Source organism: Roseovarius azorensis (assembly GCF_900109455.1).
In the GTDB taxonomy this organism is placed as follows: domain Bacteria; phylum Pseudomonadota; class Alphaproteobacteria; order Rhodobacterales; family Rhodobacteraceae; genus Roseovarius; species Roseovarius azorensis.
Window position 1 is genome coordinate 495460 of sequence record NZ_FOAG01000001.1, and the last position, 16064, is coordinate 511523.

The following is a 16064-nucleotide window of genomic DNA, read 5'->3' on the forward strand; positions in this document are numbered from 1 at the left end:
TGTAACGAATTGAAAGAAACGCTCGCATGGCAACACGTGGGCGTGAAGGTTGTGTTGCACATCTTGCCGCAAGCCCGCTTGTAGCTCATGTTCCGGTAAAGGAAGGGGAAACCGAGATGGCACAAGTCAAGAAAATTCTTCTCGTCGACGATGACGACGACCTGCGCGAGGCCCTGAGCGAACAACTGGTGATGACCGAGGATTTCGATGTGTTCGAGGCCTCCAGCGGCAGTGGCGCGATGTCCAAGATCAAGGACCAGATTTACGATCTGGTCATTCTTGACGTTGGCCTGCCCGATACCGACGGGCGCGAACTCTGCCGGCTGATGCGCAAGCAGGGGGTCAAGGCGCCGATCATGATGCTGACGGGTCATGACGGCGACGCCGACACCATCCTGGGGCTCGATGCCGGGGCCAATGACTATATCACCAAGCCGTTCAAGTTCCCGGTGCTTCTGGCGCGGATCCGCGCGCAGTTGCGTCAGCATGAACAGTCCGAGGACGCGGTGTTCCAGCTTGGGCCCTACACGTTCAAGCCGGCGATGAAGATGCTGATCACCGAGAACGAACGCAAGGTGAGGCTCACCGAAAAGGAGACCAACATCCTGAAATTCCTCTATCGCGCCACCGAGGGTGTGGTGCCGCGCGATATCCTGCTGCATGAGGTCTGGGGCTATAACGCGGGCGTGACAACCCATACGCTCGAAACCCATATCTACCGCCTGCGGCAGAAGATCGAACCCGATCCGGGCAACGCGCGCCTGCTGGTGACGGAATCGGGGGGGTATCGCCTTGTGGTTTAAAGGACACGGTTGAGCGGCCTCGATCACAGCCCTATCCGCGAGTCGCGATTATTCTGCTATCCTTATGAATATGTGCGGTTGACGCATGTACCTCCCTGTTGGACTGGCCCCGGCATCGCGCCGGGGTCTTTTTCGTCGATAAGGGCTTACTGCCCGCTCTTGACCGCTGTCCAGGCCCGCGTGCGTTGACGCAGCATGCGCGCGTCCACATCGAGATCGGGAAACAGCCGTGCACGGGTTTCGGCATCGGGATAGATGCCCGGATCGGACAGGATGTCCGCCGCGACATGCGCCGCCGCCGCCCTGTTGGCATTGGCGAAATAGACCGTGTTGGTCACCTCGGCGATCACCTCGGGGCGCAGCATGTAATCGATGAAACGATAGGCGGCCTCTGTATTTTTCGCGTCATGCGGAATTGCCATGAGGTCGATCCACATCAACGTGCCTTCGCGCGGGATGGCATAGGCGATCTCGACCATATTGCCTGCCTCGACCGCGCGCGCCTGTGCGATGCCGGCATCCCCGCTGTAGATCAGCGCCACGCAGATATTGCCCGCCGCCAGATCGCCCGTGGCCCTCTGGTTGCTGAAATAGCGGATATGGGGTGCGGCGGCGCTCAGCAGGTCGCGGGCGCGCGCCAGATCGTTCTCTTCGCCGGAATAGGGATTGGCCCCGAGATAGTTCAGCGTGACCGACAACATTTCGACCGGCGAATCGAGCACCGCGATGCCGCATCCCGCGAGTTTGCCGACGATCTCGGGATCGAAAAGCACGTCGAGCGTGTCCATCGGGTGATCACCCAGCCGTTCGGCGACCGACGCGACGTTATAGGCGATGCCGATGGTGCCCCAGGTATAGGGCACGCCCAGGTGCGATCCGCCCTCGACCCGGTTCAGGGCGGACAGCACCTCGGGGTCGAGATTGCCGTGGTTGGTCAGCCGCGCAGGGTCGATCGGCATCAACGCTCCGGCCCTGAACTGCCGCGCCGCGTTGGAGGCGGCGGGAAACACCACGTCATAGCCCGACCTGCCCGTGAGCATCCGGGTTTCCAGCATTTCATTGGAGTCGAAATGATCGAGCGTCACGCGGATGCCGGTTTCGGCCTCGAAGTTGTTGATCGTGTCCGGCCCGAAATAATCGGCCCAGTTGTAGATCGCCAGTTCCCCGGCCGGGGCCGCGCCTGCGGTCATTGCGCAAAGCGCCGCCGCCCGCAGGGTGCGGGTGAATCGGTTGGCTGTCATCGGTTTCTCCCTTGCTGCCGGTGTGATGCGCAGCCGCCCGTTTAGGCGGGGGCCGCCGCGTAGAGGCACAACAGGTCATTGGCCAGCGTTGCCGCCGCCAATGCGGTGATCTCTGCGGTGTCATAGGCCGGGGCCACCTCGACGATGTCCATACCGACGAGGCGGATCCCCTCCAGCCCGCGCAGGAATTCCTGTGCCTGCCAGGTGCTGAGCCCGCCAATCACCGGCGTGCCGGTGCCCGGTGCCGCCGAGGGGTCGAGCGCGTCGATGTCGAAGGTCAGATAGGTCTGGCTGTCGCCCACGATCTGCCGGACACGGGCGGCCACAGCCTCGGGCCCGCTGCGATGGAATTCGCGGGCGTCGATCACGTGGAACCCCAGCGGATCGGGGTTATGGGTGCGGATGCCCACCTGCACCGAACGGTCCGGCGCCACCAACCCCTCGCGCACCGCATGCCAGAGCATCGTGCCGTGGTCGATCCGACCCGGTTCGTCCTGCCATGTGTCGGAATGGGCGTCGATCTGGATCAGGCTGAGCGGTCCGTGCTTTTCGGCATGCGCCCTGAGCAGCGGGTAGGTGATGAAATGATCGCCGCCGACCGACAGCAGGGCGGTGTCGGTGGCCAGCACCGTGCGCGCCGCCTCGGCGATGGCATCGGGGATCCGCGCCGGATAGCCGGGATCGAAGAAGCAGTCGCCGTAATCGACCACCGCCAGTTTCTCGTAGGGATCGAATGCCCATGGCCAGGGCGCCGACCAGGCGATATGCGCCGAGGCGGCACGCACCGCGCGCGGCCCCAGCCGCGCACCCGACCGCCCCGAGACGGTCAGATCGAACGGCACGCCCATCACCGCCACGTCGGCATCGGTCAGATCCTTGGTATAGCGCCGCCGCATGAAGCTGAGCGCGCCGGCATAGCTTGGCTCGGAAATGCTGCCGCGCGGGTCGCGCCGGGTAAAGGCAAGATCAGAGGCGACGGGGTTGACGCTGGTGGTATCGGTCATCGGCGGTCCTTTCGGGGATGGTTCTGGTTGAAATCAGACGTTGCGGCGCAGGATGCGCATAACGTATAACGCTGTAAATTCATCCAAAGAGGTATGTCTAAAGTGGTAGGCGACGCGACGCTGGCGGATTGGAACGCAGCGCTGGGCGATCTGATCGGGCAGATCGGACAGGAGGGATTTGCCCTGACGTTGCGCCGGGCGCTGTCGGTCTGCACTGGGTTCGAGTCGATGGTTGTCACCCGCTACCGCGGCACCTCTGAACCCGTCTGCCTGTTTCACGATCTCGACGACGTTCAGGCGGCGATCTCGGTGTCGTTCTACGCGACCGGGCCTTTCCTGCTGGATCCGTTCTATCTGGCCTGCCGCGAGGGGCGCACGCCGGGCGTCTGGCGGTTGCAGGATCTGGTTCCGCCGTCGTTCCTGCTGTCGGAATATTACCGGCGTTTCTATCGCCGGGTGCGCATCCGGGACGAACTGGGCCTGCTCTTGCCCGACGGGGCGGAGGGCTGGATCATCCTGTCGCTGGCGCGCAGCCTGCGCAGCCCGGAGTTTGACGAAGCGGCCCTTGCATGCGTGCGCAGCGGTCTGCCGCCGCTGGCGGCCGCGATCCGGCGCCATTGGGGCAGGCCGGAGTCCGATGCCGATGCGCGACCGGGCCGGGCGCAGGATCTGCTGGGTTTTCTGGGGGCGGTCAGCCTCAGCCCGCGAGAGGCCGAGATCATCCATCTGGTGCTGCGCGGCCACTCCAGCCCGACCATCGCCGCCTCGCTGGGGCTGGCTGAGGGCACGGTCAAGGTGCATCGCCGCAACGCCTATGCAAAGCTGGGCATATCCTCGCAAGGCGAACTCTTCTCGATGGCGACGCGCTATCTGGTCTCGGATACAGACTGAGTCATCCGTTGCCCTGCGGTTTCAGCCGTTGGCGCAGGAAATGCAGCGCGTCGCCGCCGGATCGAGCGCCAGCCGCCCCTCGGCAATGGCTTCGCCGCAATCCTCGCAATATCCGTATTCGCCTTCATCCAACCGCGCCAGCGCAGCAATCAGCCGCCTGCGCTGTGCCTGCCGCCGGGCATGCCCCGCCTTGGCCATTTCCTGATTCTGCAGGGCGTCCATCCGGCTGAGACGTCCGATCGCCTGCTGGTCAAGCTCTACCGTCGCCTGGCCGTCGCGTCCGCGCGTATCCTCGGCATCGAGACCGGCCAGCAGCGCCTCGATCTGCGTCCGGAACCGGGCCTGTGCCGTGTCATTCATTTTGATGATGCTCCCGATCACCGCTTGGCATTTTACCCTCTCTGCCTATCTGTTATACTCGATCCGATCCAGAGGAGCATGACCCGTGGCGCATACACGAACAAAACTGGCCGAACTTGATCCGGTCTGGGCGCAGATCGCCCAGGAAGCCAAGGCCGCAATCTCCGACGAGCCGCTTCTGGGCGGTCTCATTCATTCCAGCGTTCTGCATCACGGGACGTTCGAATCGGCGCTGGCCTACAGGATTTCGCTGAAACTCGCCTCGAACGAGATGCCCGAACAGATCCTGCGTGAAATCTGTGACAAGGCACTGGCCAGCGATCCCGAGATCGGACGGGCCGCGCGCGCCGATATCGTGGCGGTCAACGACCGCGACCCGGCTTGTGACCGTTTCATCCTGCCGCTGCTGTTTTTCAAGGGTTTTCAGGCGATCCAGGCCTATCGCATCGCGCATTGGCTCTGGGTCAGCGGGCGCCGCGATCTGGCGCGGTTCTTCCAGATGCGTTGCTCCGAGGTCTTCGGCGTCGATATTCACCCCGCCGCACGGATCGGCAAGGGCATCATGATCGATCACGCCCATTCCATCGTCATCGGCGAGACGGCGGTGGTGGGGGACAATGTCTCGATGCTTCATTCGGTGACGTTGGGCGGCACCGGCAAGGAAGAAGAGGACCGCCACCCCAAGATCGGCAATGGCGTGCTGATCGGGGCTGGGGCCAAGGTGCTGGGTAATATCCGGGTCGGCAACTGCAGCCGCATCGCGGCGGGATCGGTCGTGCTGCAGGAGGTGCCGCCCTGCAAGACGGTCGCCGGCGTGCCGGCAAAGATCGTCGGTGAGGCGGGATGCGATCAGCCGTCGGTCAGCATGGATCAGCTTTTGGGTGTGCGCGGCGCGGCGGAAGAGAGCGATTGACCTGAATGGGCAGCCTCTGGCTGTGGCTCGCGCCGGTCGTCCTGCTGAGCATTTCCAACATCTTCATGACCTTCGCGTGGTATGGGCATCTGAAATTTCCCCATGTCGCGCTCTGGGCCGTGGTGCTGATCAGCTGGGGCATCGCGCTGATCGAATACATGCTCGCGGTGCCGGCCAACCGGCTGGGCCACCGGGTCTATTCGGCGGCGGAACTCAAGACCATGCAGGAGGTGATCACGCTGGTGGTCTTTGCCGGGTTTTCGGTGATGTGGCTAAAAGAGCCGATCACCTGGAACCATGCGCTCGGGTTCTCGCTGATCGCGGCGGGGGCATTCGTGATCTTTCGCGCGCCGTTGTGAGGGAGGCTTGGTACGGCGCGGCCTTGCGCCTGCCAATCGCGCGGCACCTCGCCCGGTGATCGACCGCATCTTCAGGCCAAATCGCCCCGGCCAAACGCCGGGGCATGAGGATCAGGCCAGCATCACCATCGGGTTTTCGAGGTTTCCGACGATCTGCTCCAACAGCTGCGCACCGAGCGCGCCGTCGATCACCCGGTGATCCACGCTCAGCGTGACCGACATGACCGTGGCCACCGTCAGCTCGCCATCCTTGCCGACCACCGGCTTTTTCAGCCCCGCGCCCACGGCGAGGATCGCGCCATGCGGCGGGTTGATCACCGCGTCGAAATTCTCGATCCCGAACATGCCGAGGTTGGAAATGGCGAATGTCCCGCCCTGATATTCCTGCGGCGCGAGCTTGCGGTCGCGGGCGCGTTTGGCGAGGTCCTTCATCTCGGACGAGAGTGCCGAGAGCGATTTCATTTCCGCATCCCTGAGCACGGGCGTGAACAGCCCGCCCTCGATGGCCACGGCCACCGCCACATCCGACGGCTTGAGCCGCAGCACCTTGTCGCCCGCCCAGACGGCATTGGCGTCCGGCACCGCCTGAAGGGCAAGCGCGCAGGCCTTGATGATGAAATCGTTGACGCTGAGTTTCACACCGCGCGATTCAAGCTGCGCGTTCAGTTCGGCGCGGAATTTCATCAGCGCGTCCAGACGGATTTCGCGGCGCAGGTAGAAATGCGGCACGGTCTGCTTGGCCTCGGTGAGGCGCGCGGCGATGGTCTTGCGCATCCCGTCTAGCTTGACCTCTTCGTAATCGCGGCCCTGATACATGGCGGCGACCGCATCCGCGGAGGGGCCGGCGGGCGCCGCCGCCGGGGCAGGGGCCTTGTCGGCAGGTTTTGCGGCGTCCCTGGCAGGGGCGGCAGAGGGCTTGGCCCCCTCGACATCCGCCTTGACGATCCGGCCATGCGGACCGGAACCCTTGATCCGCGTGAGATCAAGGCCCTTGTCTGCCGCGATCCGGCGGGCGAGCGGCGAAGCGAAAACGCGGCCACCATCGGCGGATTTAGGCGCGGCGGGGGCCTCGGACGTGCCCGATGCTGGACCTTGTGACGATTTTCCCTCGGTGGCTTTGGCAGCCTGAGGCTCTGGCTCGGGGGCCGGGGCGCTCGCATCGCTCGCGATATCCTCGGCGCTCTCGCCCTCTTCCAGCATGACCGCGATGGGGGTGTTGACCTTGACCCCTTCGGTGCCTTCGGCCACCAGAATCTTGCCGACAACACCCTCATCCACCGCCTCGAATTCCATCGTGGCCTTGTCGGTCTCGATCTCGGCCAGAAGGTCGCCCGCCGCGACGGTGTCACCCTCCTTGACCAGCCATTTCGCAAGCGTGCCCTCTTCCATGGTGGGCGAGAGGGCGGGCATCAGGATTTCGGTTGGCATCGCGTCTCTCCCTCAGCGATAGGTCACTTGGCGCACGGCGTCGATCACCTCGGCGGTCGAGGTCAGCGCCAGCTTTTCGAGATTGGCGGCATAGGGCATCGGCACGTCCTTGCCGGTGCAGTTGATGACCGGCGCATCGAGATAGTCGAAGGCCTTTTGCATCAGCACCGCCGAAATGTGGTTGCCGATCGAGGCCACCGGCCAGCCCTCTTCAACCGTCACGCAGCGGTTGGTCTTCATCACGCTGGCGATCACCGTGTCGGTATCCATCGGGCGCAGGGTGCGCAGGTCGATCAACTCGGCGCTGATCCCATCCTCGGCCAGCTTGTCCGCCGCCTCCAGCGCATAGGTCATGCCGATGCCAAAGCTGACGATGGTGACATCCGTGCCCTCGCGCCAGATCTTCGCCTTGCCGAAGGGGATGGTGAAATCATCCATCTTGGGCACCTCGAACGAGCGGCCATAGAGGATCTCGTTCTCAAGGAACACCACCGGGTTCGGGTCGCGGATCGCGGTCTTGAGCAGACCCTTGGCGCAGGCAGCCGAATAGGGCTGAACCACGCGCAGGCCGGGCACCTGCGCATACCATGCCGCGTAATCCTGGCTGTGCTGTGCGCCGACCCGCGCCGCGGCGCCGTTCGGACCACGGAACACGATGGGGCTGCCCATCTGCCCGCCTGACATGTAGAGCGTCTTGGCGGCGGAGTTGATGATCTGGTCGATCGCCTGCATGGCAAAATTCCAGGTCATGAATTCCACGATCGGGCGCAGCCCCCCCCATGAGGCCCCGACACCGATCCCGGCAAAGCCATGTTCGGTGATCGGCGTGTCGATCACGCGCTTCGCGCCGAATTCATCCAGAAGGTTCTGGGTGATCTTGTAGGCGCCCTGATATTCGGCGACCTCCTCGCCCATGATGAAGACCGTCTCGTCGCGGCGCATTTCCTCGGCCATGGCGGAATTCAGCGCCTCGCGCACCGTCATGGTCTGCATTTCGGTGCCCTCGGGCCAGTCGGGGCTGGTGTCGGCCTTGGGCGCCTCGGGGGCCTTTGCGGCGGCGGGGGTTGATTTGGGTTCTGTCGGGGTGCTGGCTTTTTGGGGCGCTGGCTCGCGGGCCGGGGCGGCGTCGACGTCATCCGCGCTTTCGCCTTCCTCCAGCATCATGGCGATGGGGGTGTTGACCTTGACCCCCTCGGTGCCCTCGGCGATCAGGATCCTGCCGATCACGCCTTCATCGACCGCCTCGAATTCCATCGTCGCCTTGTCGGTCTCGATCTCGGCCAGGATATCGCCGCTCTTGACGGTGTCACCCTCCTTGACCAGCCATTTCGCAAGCGTGCCTTCTTCCATGGTGGGGGAGAGGGCGGGCATCAGGATTTCGGTTGCCATTGTCGTCTCTCCTCTTCAGGCGTTCTGCGGCGCCACGTCGGCGATGATGTCGGTCCAGAGTTCATCCACGGCAGGCTCGGGGCTTTCCTTGGCGAACTCGGCGCTGGCGTTGACGATTTCCTTGATCTCCCTGTCGATCGCCTTGAGGTCATCCTCGCTCGCATGGCCGCCGGAAATCAGCAATTCGCGCACATGTTCGATGGCGTCCTTCTCCTCGCGCATCTTCTGCACCTCCTCGCGGGTGCGGTATTTGGCGGGGTCGGACATCGAGTGGCCGCGATAGCGATAGGTCTTGATTTCCAGGATATATGGCCCCTTGCCCTCGCGGCAGTGCGCGACGGCCTTGTCGCCCGCCTCCTTGACGGCCAGCACGTCCATGCCATCGACCGCCTCGCCGGGAATGCCGAATGCCTGCCCGCGCGTGTAGATGTCGGGCGAGGAGGTCGAGCGTTTCTGCGAGGTTCCCATCGCATACTGGTTGTTCTCGATCACGAAAATCACCGGCAGCGCCCAGAGGGCCGCCATGTTGAAGGTCTCGTAGACCTGCCCCTGATTGGCGGCCCCGTCGCCGAAATAGGTAAAGGTCACGCGATCGTTGCCCAGATACTTGTCTGCAAAGGCCAGCCCGGCGCCCAGCGGCACGTTGGCGCCCACGATGCCGTGACCGCCGTAGAACCGCTTTTCGGTCGAGAACATGTGCATCGAACCGCCTTTGCCGCGGCTGTACCCGCCCTCGCGGCCCGTCAGTTCGGCCATGACGCCGTTGGGATCCATGCCGCAGGCCAGCATGTGACCGTGATCGCGGTAGGTGGTGATGCGCCGGTCGCCTTCGTCCGCAGCGGCTTCGAGCCCGACGACGACGGCCTCCTGCCCGATGTAGAGGTGACAGAACCCGCCGATCAGACCCATCCCGTAAAGCTGCCCGGCCTTTTCCTCGAATCGCCGGATGAGCAGCATGTCACGGTAATATTTGCTGAGGTCATCGGCGGAAATATTTGATTTTTTTGTGCTTTTCCGGGCAACCATGGGCGAGCGACTCCTTGTTGGTCCTTGTTGGCAAATATAGTTTAGCGTTAAACTATCCAATACACCAATCGGGCCCCGGTTGCGAGTATGAATTTGGGCTATGCTTTCTCGCCCGGTCGCCTGAGAGCGAATTTTTCGCGGATCACCGAATAATCCTGATAACCGAGCCGGGTCAGCGGATTGAACCGCAGCACGTCGAACACCCCGTCGATGATGCAATCGTCCTGCATATGCACGCCGGTCACCTCACCGAAGACGACGTAATTCGCGGCACCGGGCAGTTGCACGATCTGCGTCAGCCGGCATTCAAGGCTGGCGGGAGCGGCGCTGACACGGGCGCAGGGGATCGTTTCGCACTCCGTCTTGTCCAGCCCGGCATGGGCGAATTCATCCACCTCGCGGTCCCACGGGCCGGAAGTCTGGTTCATCGCATCGCGCAGCGCCTCGCTGACGATGTTGACGCAGAACACGCCCGTCTCGCGGATGTTGGCGACACTGTCCTTGGTATCGCCGCGGTCGGGCTTGGCCGCGGTCGAGGCGAACATCACCTGCGGGGGCACATAGGCCACGGCGTTGAAGAACGAATAGGGTGCGAGGTTGTCACGGCCCTGCGCATCGCGGGTCGAGATCCAGCCGATGGGCCGCGGCGTCACGATGGCGTTGAACGGGTTGTGCGGCAGGCCGTGGCCGTCCTCGGGTCTGTAAAACATCTGCCTCTCCTGCATCATCGGTTTGTGCCAGACCTAGCGTCGTGCTAGGCGCTTGGCCAGTCGATTTTCGCAAAGGTCCACCGCGCCATGTTCGAGTTGAGGCCCGAAAAAGCCGAGGATTACTGGGAGGTTGAAGCCCTCTACGACCTGTGCTTCGCACCGGGGCGCGAGGCATTGTCATCGTATCGCCTGCGGGATGGCGTGGCACCCGTGGCGGCGTTGTGTCTTGTGGCGCGAGAGCAGGGTGTCGTCGCGGGTGCGATCCGTTACTGGCCGGTGCGGGTCGGCGGGGCAGGGGCGTTGTTGCTGGGGCCGGTGGCGGTGCACCCAACCCATCAGGGCGAGGGGCTGGGCGCGTGGCTCATTCGCGAGAGCGTGGAGCGGGCAAGGGGTCTGGGTTGCGAGCGGGTCATGCTGGTGGGCGACGCGCCCTATTACGGGCGGTTCGGGTTCGCCAGGCTGGATGGCGTCGAGATGCCGCCGCCGACCAACCCCGAGCGTGTGCTGGGGCTGGAGTTGCAACCCGGCGCGTGGGAGGATGTCACCGGCAAAGTGACGCGCGCAGCTTGAATTCGGCGCGGTGCGTGGTCAGTTTGATCCCGGACATGGATGCGGGGCAGGGAAATGGAGCTATTGGGCCGACCGATTGACGAGCGCGCGCTGGACGCGCGGCTTGATGCGCTGGTGCGGCGCAATGCGCAGGCGGGCAATGCGGCGATTGATCTGCTCAATCTGATCGGCGGGCACGCGGAGGGGCTGCTGGACCGGCTGCCGGGGCAGGTGCGCGCCCGGCTCGATACCGCGACGCAGGAGGCGCTGACCTATGCTGCAGAGGCGGCGCACCGCTCGCGCGGCACGCTGGGCGAGATGCCCGGCTGGCGGATGCGTGCGCTGACCACGGTGATGGGGGCGGCGGGCGGCATGGGCGGCCTGCCCACGGCGCTGGCCGAATTGCCGGTGACCACGACGGTGCTGTTGCGCGCCATTCAGGATGTCGCGGTCGAGCATGGGTTCGACCCGAACGAGCCGGGGGTGCGGTTCGGGTCGATCGAGGTGTTCGGCGCGGCGGGACCGCTGAGCCGGGATGACGGGGCAAATCTGGGCTTTGTCGGCACGCGGATGACCCTGACCGGGGCAGCGATGCGGTCGCTGATCGCGCGGGTCTCGCCGCGTCTGGCGACGGTGCTGGGGCAGAAACTGGCGGCGCAGACGGTTCCCATACTGGGTGCAGCGGCGGGGGCGGCCACCAACTATGCCTATACGCGCTATTATCAGGAAATGGCGCAGGTGCATTTCGGGCTGCGGCGGCTGGCGATCGACGCGGATCGCGATCCGCAGGATCTGGTGGCGGCGTTCCGGGAGCGGGCTGCGGTGCAGCGGGTGTAACGCGCCCGGTCAGGAGCCGCTTGCGAGGGCCACAAGACGCTCGGCGGCGCGTTTGGCGTCTTGCGCCGGGGCGCCGCTGTGTGACATGGCCGCAAGGACGATGGCGCCTTCCTTGAGAATGAGGATCTGCGCGGCAAGCGCGCGTGGTTCGTCAAGGTCCGCCTGCTCGGCAAGGTTGGCGAAATGCTCGAGCAGGAGTCGCTTGTGTTCCATCGCCTGAACGTTGATCGGATGATCGCGGTCCTGATATTCGGCGCTGGCCTTGATGAACATGCAGCCCCTGAATGTGCTCTGCGAGAACCATTCGCCGAGCGCGTCGAACAGCGCCAGCAGTTGATCCTCGGGGGGGGGCGCCAATTCCTGCATGCGGCGAAACAGCCAGTTGCGGAAATTCTCGTCGCGCAGGCGCAGGGTGGCGAGGATGAGCTCTTCCTTGGTGCGGAAATGCTTGTAGATCGAGGTTTTGGAAACTCCGGTCCGCTCTGCGACCAGATCCATCCCGGTGGCGTGAAACCCGTTCTGATAGAAGAGATCCAGCGCCTTTCGAATCAGCTCTGTCCGCTTGTTCTGACTCATTCCGGCCTCAGGGTTGACTGACTTGTAAATAATTTTTTCCGTGCGTCCTGTCAACAAATCTCTGATAATCATATATTTACTGACCATAGTTCAATTCGGGCGAATGCGTTTCGGGGCAAAGCCGCAAAATTGATCTTGAAAAGATTTACCGATCTGTTCATCTTGGCGATACATTTACCGATCAGTTTACCATGGAAGCCGAAACAACCACTCACGCATGAATCCGCCCGGCGTTCGCGCCGGGCGCACAGCCACCACCCTGCGGAACGCAGAGCAATTCCCACCGCGTCCGCTGCCCCGACCTGCCCCTGCTCCCAAGAACCGATGCCGGTCGGGGCCCCTTACTGTCAACGACCCAAGGAAATGTCGACCGATGACCCTGCTCATCCGCCCGCCACTGCCGCCTTTCACGCCCGAGACCGCCGCGCAGAAGGTGCGCGCCGCCGAGGATGCCTGGAACAGCCGCAACCCCGATATCGTCACCCCCGCCTATTCCGAGGACAGCCGCTGGCGCAACCGGGCGGAATTCATCGAAGGTCACGCGCAGATCCACGCCTTTCTGACCCGCAAATGGGCGCTGGAACTGGATTACAGGCTGATCAAGGGGCTGTGGGTCACGGCGGAAAACCGCATCGCGGTGCGATTCGCCTATGAATGGCGCGACGAATTCGGCCAGTGGACGCGCTCTTATGGCAACGAGAACTGGGAATTCGGCGATGACGGGCGCATGCGGCGGCGCATCGCCTCGATCAACGATCTGCCGATTGCCGCAGCCGACCGGCTGTTTCACTGGCCGCTCGGCCCGCGCCCCACGGATCATCCGGGGCTGGACGACCTCGGACTGTAACGGAGAACACCATGCCCTATGCCTTTGCCGAAATCGCCTTTACCCCTTCGGTGCGCGCGGCGCAGGAACGGGGCGGGTCCGGCCACTATGCGCAGTTCCTGTCGGACCTGCGCAATGGCGGCGACCGCCTGTCCGGAATCGAGCGGGAATTCATCGAGGCGCGCGACGGGTTCTATCAGGCCACCGTCTCCGAGACCGGCTGGCCCTATGTTCAGTTCCGTGGCGGGCAGAAGGGATTTCTGCGGGCGCTGGACGACCAGACGATCGCCTATGCCGATGTGCGTGGCAACCGCCAGTACATCTCGGTGGGCAATCTGGCGGTCAATGACCGGATCTCGCTGATCCTGATGGATTATCCGCAAGCGCGGCGGCTCAAGATCTGGGGACGGGTCAATATCGTGGCGGCCGGCGAGGCGCACAGGGCGGTTCTGGATTCGGCCAGCGGCAGGGTGGAGCGGATCGTGCAGATCCATGTCGAGGCGTTCGACTGGAACTGCCCGAGCCACATCCCGCGCCGGTTCACCGCCGAGGAAGCGGGGCAGGAACTGGAGGCGGCATATCACGAGAACGCGGTGCTTATGGCCGAAATTCATGCGCTGCGGCAGCAGATCGCCAAGGGCGGCGGGGGCTGAGGGCAGCGGCAGGGTGCTGCGATTCGTTCGGTCCGCCGTGGCACCACACCTGCAGGACGGGGTTACACCCCGCCATGCCGTGCGGGTCGGGCTGAAACCTGGCCTACGTCCCACCTCTACGTTCAGGCATTTCATCCCGACGACCGCGCGACGGGGGGTTCATACCCCCCTTCGCTGCCGGCCGATTGGCGGCACGCTCCGCTTCAGAACTTGCCGCGCAGGTAGTCCATCACTGCGGGGCGGACGGTCTGGGCGCCCTGCTCGCGCCCAGTGTGGATGACCTCGCGCAATTCGCCAAGGTCGATGTGGCGCAGGAGGCTCTTGACCGGGCCGATCGAGGCCGGGCGCATCGAGAGCGTGCGAAACCCGATGGCGGCAAGACAGGCGGCCTCGACCGGGCGGCCCGCATCCTCGCCGCAAAAGCTGAGCGGGGTTTGCAGGGTGGCGCAGCGATAGACGATGCCCTCCAGAAAATTCAGGAAGCTGACGTTCAACGTGTCATAGCGCCTGCGCACGAGCTCGTTCTCGCGGTCGGCGGCAAAGAAGAACTGCTTGAGATCGTTGCCGCCCACCGACAGGAAATCCACCTCGCTGTAGAACGAATCCGGCGCAAAGGCGAGCGAGGGGGTTTCCAGCATCGCGCCGACCTCGAGATGTTCCGGGATCGGGTGGCCGAGGATGCGTTCACGCGCCAGCGCCTTGTCCATCTCGGCGCGGGCGGCGCTGTATTCATCGCGTTGCGCCACGAAAGGGAACATGATGGTCAGCGGACGGCCCTTGGCAGCGCGGATCAGCGCCTGAAGCTGCATGCGCATGACCCCCGGCTTGTCAAGGCCGACACGGATCGCGCGCCAGCCCATCGCCGGGTTGGGCTCGTCCGTGGGCTTCATGTAGGGCAGCACCTTGTCCGAGCCGATATCGAGAGTGCGAAACACGACCCGCTTGTCGCCCGCCGCATCCATCACCCGCGCGTAAAGCTCTGACAACTCGGCGCGCTTGGGCATGTGGTTGCGGATCAGGAATTGCAGTTCGGTGCGAAAGAGTCCCACGCCTTCGGCGCCGGACCCCTTGAGGCTGGGCAGGTCGGCCATCAGACCGGCATTCATCTTGAGCTTGATGCGGGTGCCGCAGAGCGTTTCAGCGGGCTTGTCGCGGATCGAGGCATAGCGTTGCTGCGCCTCGGCCTGCATCGCCATCTTGTCGCGGAAGGCACTGACCACGCTGTCATCGGGACGCAGATGCACGATGCCCTGATCGCCATCGACAAGGACGAGATCGCCGTTGAGCGCCTCTGTGGTGATGCGCTCGGCATGAATGACCAGCGGAATGGCGAGCGCGCGGGCGACAATCGCGGCGTGTGAGCCGACAGAGCCTTCCTCGAGCACGATGCCCCTGAGGCCACGTCCATAGTCCAGCAGTTCCGCCGGGCCGATATTGCGGGCAATCAGGATCGGGTCAGGCGGCATGTCGGCGCCGGTCTCGGTGCCCTGGCCCGTCAGGATCCGCAACAGCCGGTTGGACAGATCGTCGAGATCGTGCAGCCGCTCGCGCAGGTAGGCGTCGTTGACCTGGTTCATGCGGGCGCGGGCGGCGGACTGTTCCTTTTCCACGGCCGCCTCGGCCGAGAGGCCGCTGTTGATGTTCTCTTCCATGCGCCGCATCCAGCCCTTGGAATTGGCGAACATGCGGTAGGCCTCGAGCACTTCGAGCTGATCCTTGTCACCGTCCCCGGCGCTGGACAGCATCCGGTCGACGCCCACGCGCAGGGTTTCGACCGCCTCATTCAGCCGGGCCAGTTCGCGCACCGGATCATCGGCGATGGGATTGGTGATGACGACGCGCGGGTCGTGCAGCCAGACATGGCCCTGCGCAGTGCCTTCCTGCGCGCTGGCGCCGCGAAACAGAACCGCCTGGCTGTGACGTGCGGACATCGCCGCGCCCTCGCCGACGAATGCGCCCAGTTCGGCCATTTCGGCCAACACCATCGCGACCACTTCGATGGCGTAGATCTCTTCGTCAGAGAACAGCCGGGCCTGCTTCGACTGCACGACAAGCACGCCCAGCTTTTCGCCCAGGCGCTGGATCGGCACACCCATGAACGAGCAATAGGCCTCTTCGCCGGTCTCCGGCATGTAGCGAAAACCGGGAGAGGCCGGGGCGTTGTCGGTATTGATCACCTCGCCCGAGCGGGCGACGCGACCCACCAACCCCTCGCCAAGCCGCATCCGGGTCTGGTGAACGGCCTCGGGTTTCAGCCCCTCGGTGGCGCAAAGCTCCAGCGTGTCCTCGTCGCGGAACAGGTAGATCGAACAGACCTCGCAGTGCATCTCCTCGGCGATGAGCCGTGTGATCTGGTCGAGTCGGGTCTGCCCGCCGGCGTCCTCGGCCATGATGGCGCGCAGGCGGCCCAGCATCTGTCGGCTGTCGGTCTTGAACGTCTGCGTCATCGCGGGCTGTCCCCCGGGGCGGTTTCAGGGTTGGCCGGTCCCGCTGCCTAGG

The 16064-nt window shown here is 64.2% G+C and carries 17 protein-coding genes; 8 read left to right on the plus strand and 9 right to left on the minus strand.

What is annotated here, in order from left to right; all coding sequences use genetic code 11:
* The first annotated feature begins 116 nt into the window (after positions 1–116).
* Positions 117–803 (plus strand): response regulator transcription factor, encoded by a 687-nt coding sequence (locus BSG08_RS02475; protein ID WP_093031423.1) that lies wholly within the window; start codon positions 117–119, stop codon positions 801–803.
* 146 nt (positions 804–949) lie between these two features.
* On the opposite strand, the gene BSG08_RS02480 is transcribed toward BSG08_RS02475, so the two are convergent.
* Both BSG08_RS02480 and speB read right to left on the minus strand, forming a co-directional pair.
* Positions 950–2044 (minus strand): extracellular solute-binding protein, encoded by a 1095-nt coding sequence (locus BSG08_RS02480; RefSeq protein WP_093031426.1) that lies wholly within the window; start codon positions 2042–2044, stop codon positions 950–952.
* A gap of 41 nt (positions 2045–2085) precedes the next feature.
* Complete coding sequence (gene speB / locus BSG08_RS02485) at positions 2086–3048, minus strand: agmatinase (RefSeq protein WP_093031428.1); 963 nt, start codon at positions 3046–3048, stop codon at positions 2086–2088.
* A 93-nt stretch (positions 3049–3141) separates the two neighbouring features.
* On the opposite strand from speB, the gene BSG08_RS02490 reads away from it, so the two are divergent.
* Positions 3142–3939 carry a helix-turn-helix transcriptional regulator gene (locus tag BSG08_RS02490; RefSeq protein ID WP_093031432.1) on the plus strand — a complete coding sequence of 266 codons (798 nt, stop codon included), beginning with the start codon at positions 3142–3144 and terminating at the stop codon, positions 3937–3939.
* A gap of 21 nt (positions 3940–3960) precedes the next feature.
* On the opposite strand, the gene BSG08_RS02495 is transcribed toward BSG08_RS02490, so the two are convergent.
* Positions 3961–4299 (minus strand): TraR/DksA family transcriptional regulator, encoded by a 339-nt coding sequence (locus tag BSG08_RS02495; RefSeq protein ID WP_093031983.1) that lies wholly within the window; start codon positions 4297–4299, stop codon positions 3961–3963.
* Positions 4300–4384: 85 nt separating this feature from the next.
* Between BSG08_RS02495 and cysE the strand changes: the two genes are divergently transcribed.
* Both cysE and BSG08_RS02505 read left to right on the plus strand, forming a co-directional pair.
* Positions 4385–5212: a serine O-acetyltransferase gene (cysE, locus tag BSG08_RS02500; RefSeq protein ID WP_093031435.1), complete on the plus strand. Its 828-nt coding sequence runs from the start codon at positions 4385–4387 to the stop codon at positions 5210–5212.
* 5 nt (positions 5213–5217) lie between these two features.
* Entirely contained in the window at positions 5218–5571 is a 354-nt protein-coding gene (locus BSG08_RS02505; RefSeq protein ID WP_093031438.1) for a DMT family protein, read from the plus strand.
* Between the two features lie 111 nt (positions 5572–5682).
* Here the strand turns inward: BSG08_RS02505 and BSG08_RS02510 are convergent, their stop codons facing one another.
* The 4 genes from BSG08_RS02510 to BSG08_RS02525 all read right to left on the minus strand — a co-directional run bounded on the left by BSG08_RS02510 (position 5683) and on the right by BSG08_RS02525 (position 10124).
* Positions 5683–6999, minus strand: a complete 1317-nt coding sequence (locus BSG08_RS02510) for a pyruvate dehydrogenase complex dihydrolipoamide acetyltransferase (protein WP_093031441.1) — start codon at positions 6997–6999, stop codon at positions 5683–5685.
* A 12-nt stretch (positions 7000–7011) separates the two neighbouring features.
* Positions 7012–8388: a pyruvate dehydrogenase complex E1 component subunit beta gene (locus BSG08_RS02515; RefSeq protein WP_093031444.1), complete on the minus strand. Its 1377-nt coding sequence runs from the start codon at positions 8386–8388 to the stop codon at positions 7012–7014.
* A gap of 15 nt (positions 8389–8403) precedes the next feature.
* Positions 8404–9414, minus strand: coding sequence for a pyruvate dehydrogenase (acetyl-transferring) E1 component subunit alpha (gene pdhA, locus BSG08_RS02520; RefSeq protein WP_093031447.1), 1011 nt, complete (start codon positions 9412–9414; stop codon positions 8404–8406).
* 98 nt (positions 9415–9512) lie between these two features.
* Positions 9513–10124, minus strand: a complete 612-nt coding sequence (locus tag BSG08_RS02525) for a flavin reductase family protein (protein WP_175544666.1) — start codon at positions 10122–10124, stop codon at positions 9513–9515.
* An 87-nt stretch (positions 10125–10211) separates the two neighbouring features.
* Here BSG08_RS02525 and BSG08_RS02530 point away from each other — a divergent pair, with 87 nt between their 5' ends.
* Both BSG08_RS02530 and BSG08_RS02535 read left to right on the plus strand, forming a co-directional pair.
* Positions 10212–10694 (plus strand): GNAT family N-acetyltransferase, encoded by a 483-nt coding sequence (locus BSG08_RS02530; RefSeq protein ID WP_093031453.1) that lies wholly within the window; start codon positions 10212–10214, stop codon positions 10692–10694.
* A 54-nt stretch (positions 10695–10748) separates the two neighbouring features.
* Entirely contained in the window at positions 10749–11510 is a 762-nt protein-coding gene (locus BSG08_RS02535; RefSeq protein ID WP_093031456.1) for an EcsC family protein, read from the plus strand.
* 9 nt (positions 11511–11519) lie between these two features.
* On the opposite strand, the gene BSG08_RS02540 is transcribed toward BSG08_RS02535, so the two are convergent.
* Complete coding sequence (locus tag BSG08_RS02540; RefSeq protein ID WP_093031459.1) at positions 11520–12086, minus strand: TetR/AcrR family transcriptional regulator; 567 nt, start codon at positions 12084–12086, stop codon at positions 11520–11522.
* A 373-nt stretch (positions 12087–12459) separates the two neighbouring features.
* On the opposite strand from BSG08_RS02540, the gene BSG08_RS02545 reads away from it, so the two are divergent.
* Both BSG08_RS02545 and BSG08_RS02550 read left to right on the plus strand, forming a co-directional pair.
* Positions 12460–12933, plus strand: a complete 474-nt coding sequence (locus BSG08_RS02545) for a nuclear transport factor 2 family protein (RefSeq protein WP_093031462.1) — start codon at positions 12460–12462, stop codon at positions 12931–12933.
* An 11-nt stretch (positions 12934–12944) separates the two neighbouring features.
* Positions 12945–13565, plus strand: coding sequence for a pyridoxamine 5'-phosphate oxidase family protein (locus BSG08_RS02550; protein ID WP_093031465.1), 621 nt, complete (start codon positions 12945–12947; stop codon positions 13563–13565).
* Positions 13566–13768: 203 nt separating this feature from the next.
* Here the strand turns inward: BSG08_RS02550 and ptsP are convergent, their stop codons facing one another.
* Positions 13769–16012: a phosphoenolpyruvate--protein phosphotransferase gene (gene ptsP, locus BSG08_RS02555; protein WP_093031468.1), complete on the minus strand. Its 2244-nt coding sequence runs from the start codon at positions 16010–16012 to the stop codon at positions 13769–13771.
* Positions 16013–16064: the final 52 nt, after the last annotated feature.

Excerpts from the sequence above, each read along its gene's own strand:
- BSG08_RS02475 (WP_093031423.1), top strand. The coding sequence starts at position 117 with ATGGCACAAGTCAAGAAAATTCTTCTCGTCGACGATGACGACGACCTG.
- BSG08_RS02480 (WP_093031426.1), bottom strand. The coding sequence starts at position 2,044 with ATGACAGCCAACCGATTCACCCGCACCCTGCGGGCGGCGGCGCTTTGC.
- speB (WP_093031428.1), bottom strand. The coding sequence starts at position 3,048 with ATGACCGATACCACCAGCGTCAACCCCGTCGCCTCTGATCTTGCCTTT.
- BSG08_RS02490 (WP_093031432.1), top strand. The coding sequence starts at position 3,142 with ATGTCTAAAGTGGTAGGCGACGCGACGCTGGCGGATTGGAACGCAGCG.
- BSG08_RS02495 (WP_093031983.1), bottom strand. The coding sequence starts at position 4,299 with ATGAATGACACGGCACAGGCCCGGTTCCGGACGCAGATCGAGGCGCTG.
- BSG08_RS02505 (WP_093031438.1), top strand. The coding sequence starts at position 5,218 with ATGGGCAGCCTCTGGCTGTGGCTCGCGCCGGTCGTCCTGCTGAGCATT.
- BSG08_RS02510 (WP_093031441.1), bottom strand. The coding sequence starts at position 6,999 with ATGCCAACCGAAATCCTGATGCCCGCCCTCTCGCCCACCATGGAAGAG.
- BSG08_RS02515 (WP_093031444.1), bottom strand. The coding sequence starts at position 8,388 with ATGGCAACCGAAATCCTGATGCCCGCCCTCTCCCCCACCATGGAAGAA.
- pdhA (WP_093031447.1), bottom strand. The coding sequence starts at position 9,414 with ATGGTTGCCCGGAAAAGCACAAAAAAATCAAATATTTCCGCCGATGAC.
- BSG08_RS02525 (WP_175544666.1), bottom strand. The coding sequence starts at position 10,124 with ATGTTTTACAGACCCGAGGACGGCCACGGCCTGCCGCACAACCCGTTC.
- BSG08_RS02530 (WP_093031453.1), top strand. The coding sequence starts at position 10,212 with ATGTTCGAGTTGAGGCCCGAAAAAGCCGAGGATTACTGGGAGGTTGAA.
- BSG08_RS02535 (WP_093031456.1), top strand. The coding sequence starts at position 10,749 with ATGGAGCTATTGGGCCGACCGATTGACGAGCGCGCGCTGGACGCGCGG.
- BSG08_RS02540 (WP_093031459.1), bottom strand. The coding sequence starts at position 12,086 with ATGAGTCAGAACAAGCGGACAGAGCTGATTCGAAAGGCGCTGGATCTC.
- BSG08_RS02545 (WP_093031462.1), top strand. The coding sequence starts at position 12,460 with ATGACCCTGCTCATCCGCCCGCCACTGCCGCCTTTCACGCCCGAGACC.
- BSG08_RS02550 (WP_093031465.1), top strand. The coding sequence starts at position 12,945 with ATGCCCTATGCCTTTGCCGAAATCGCCTTTACCCCTTCGGTGCGCGCG.
- ptsP (WP_093031468.1), bottom strand. The coding sequence starts at position 16,012 with ATGACGCAGACGTTCAAGACCGACAGCCGACAGATGCTGGGCCGCCTG.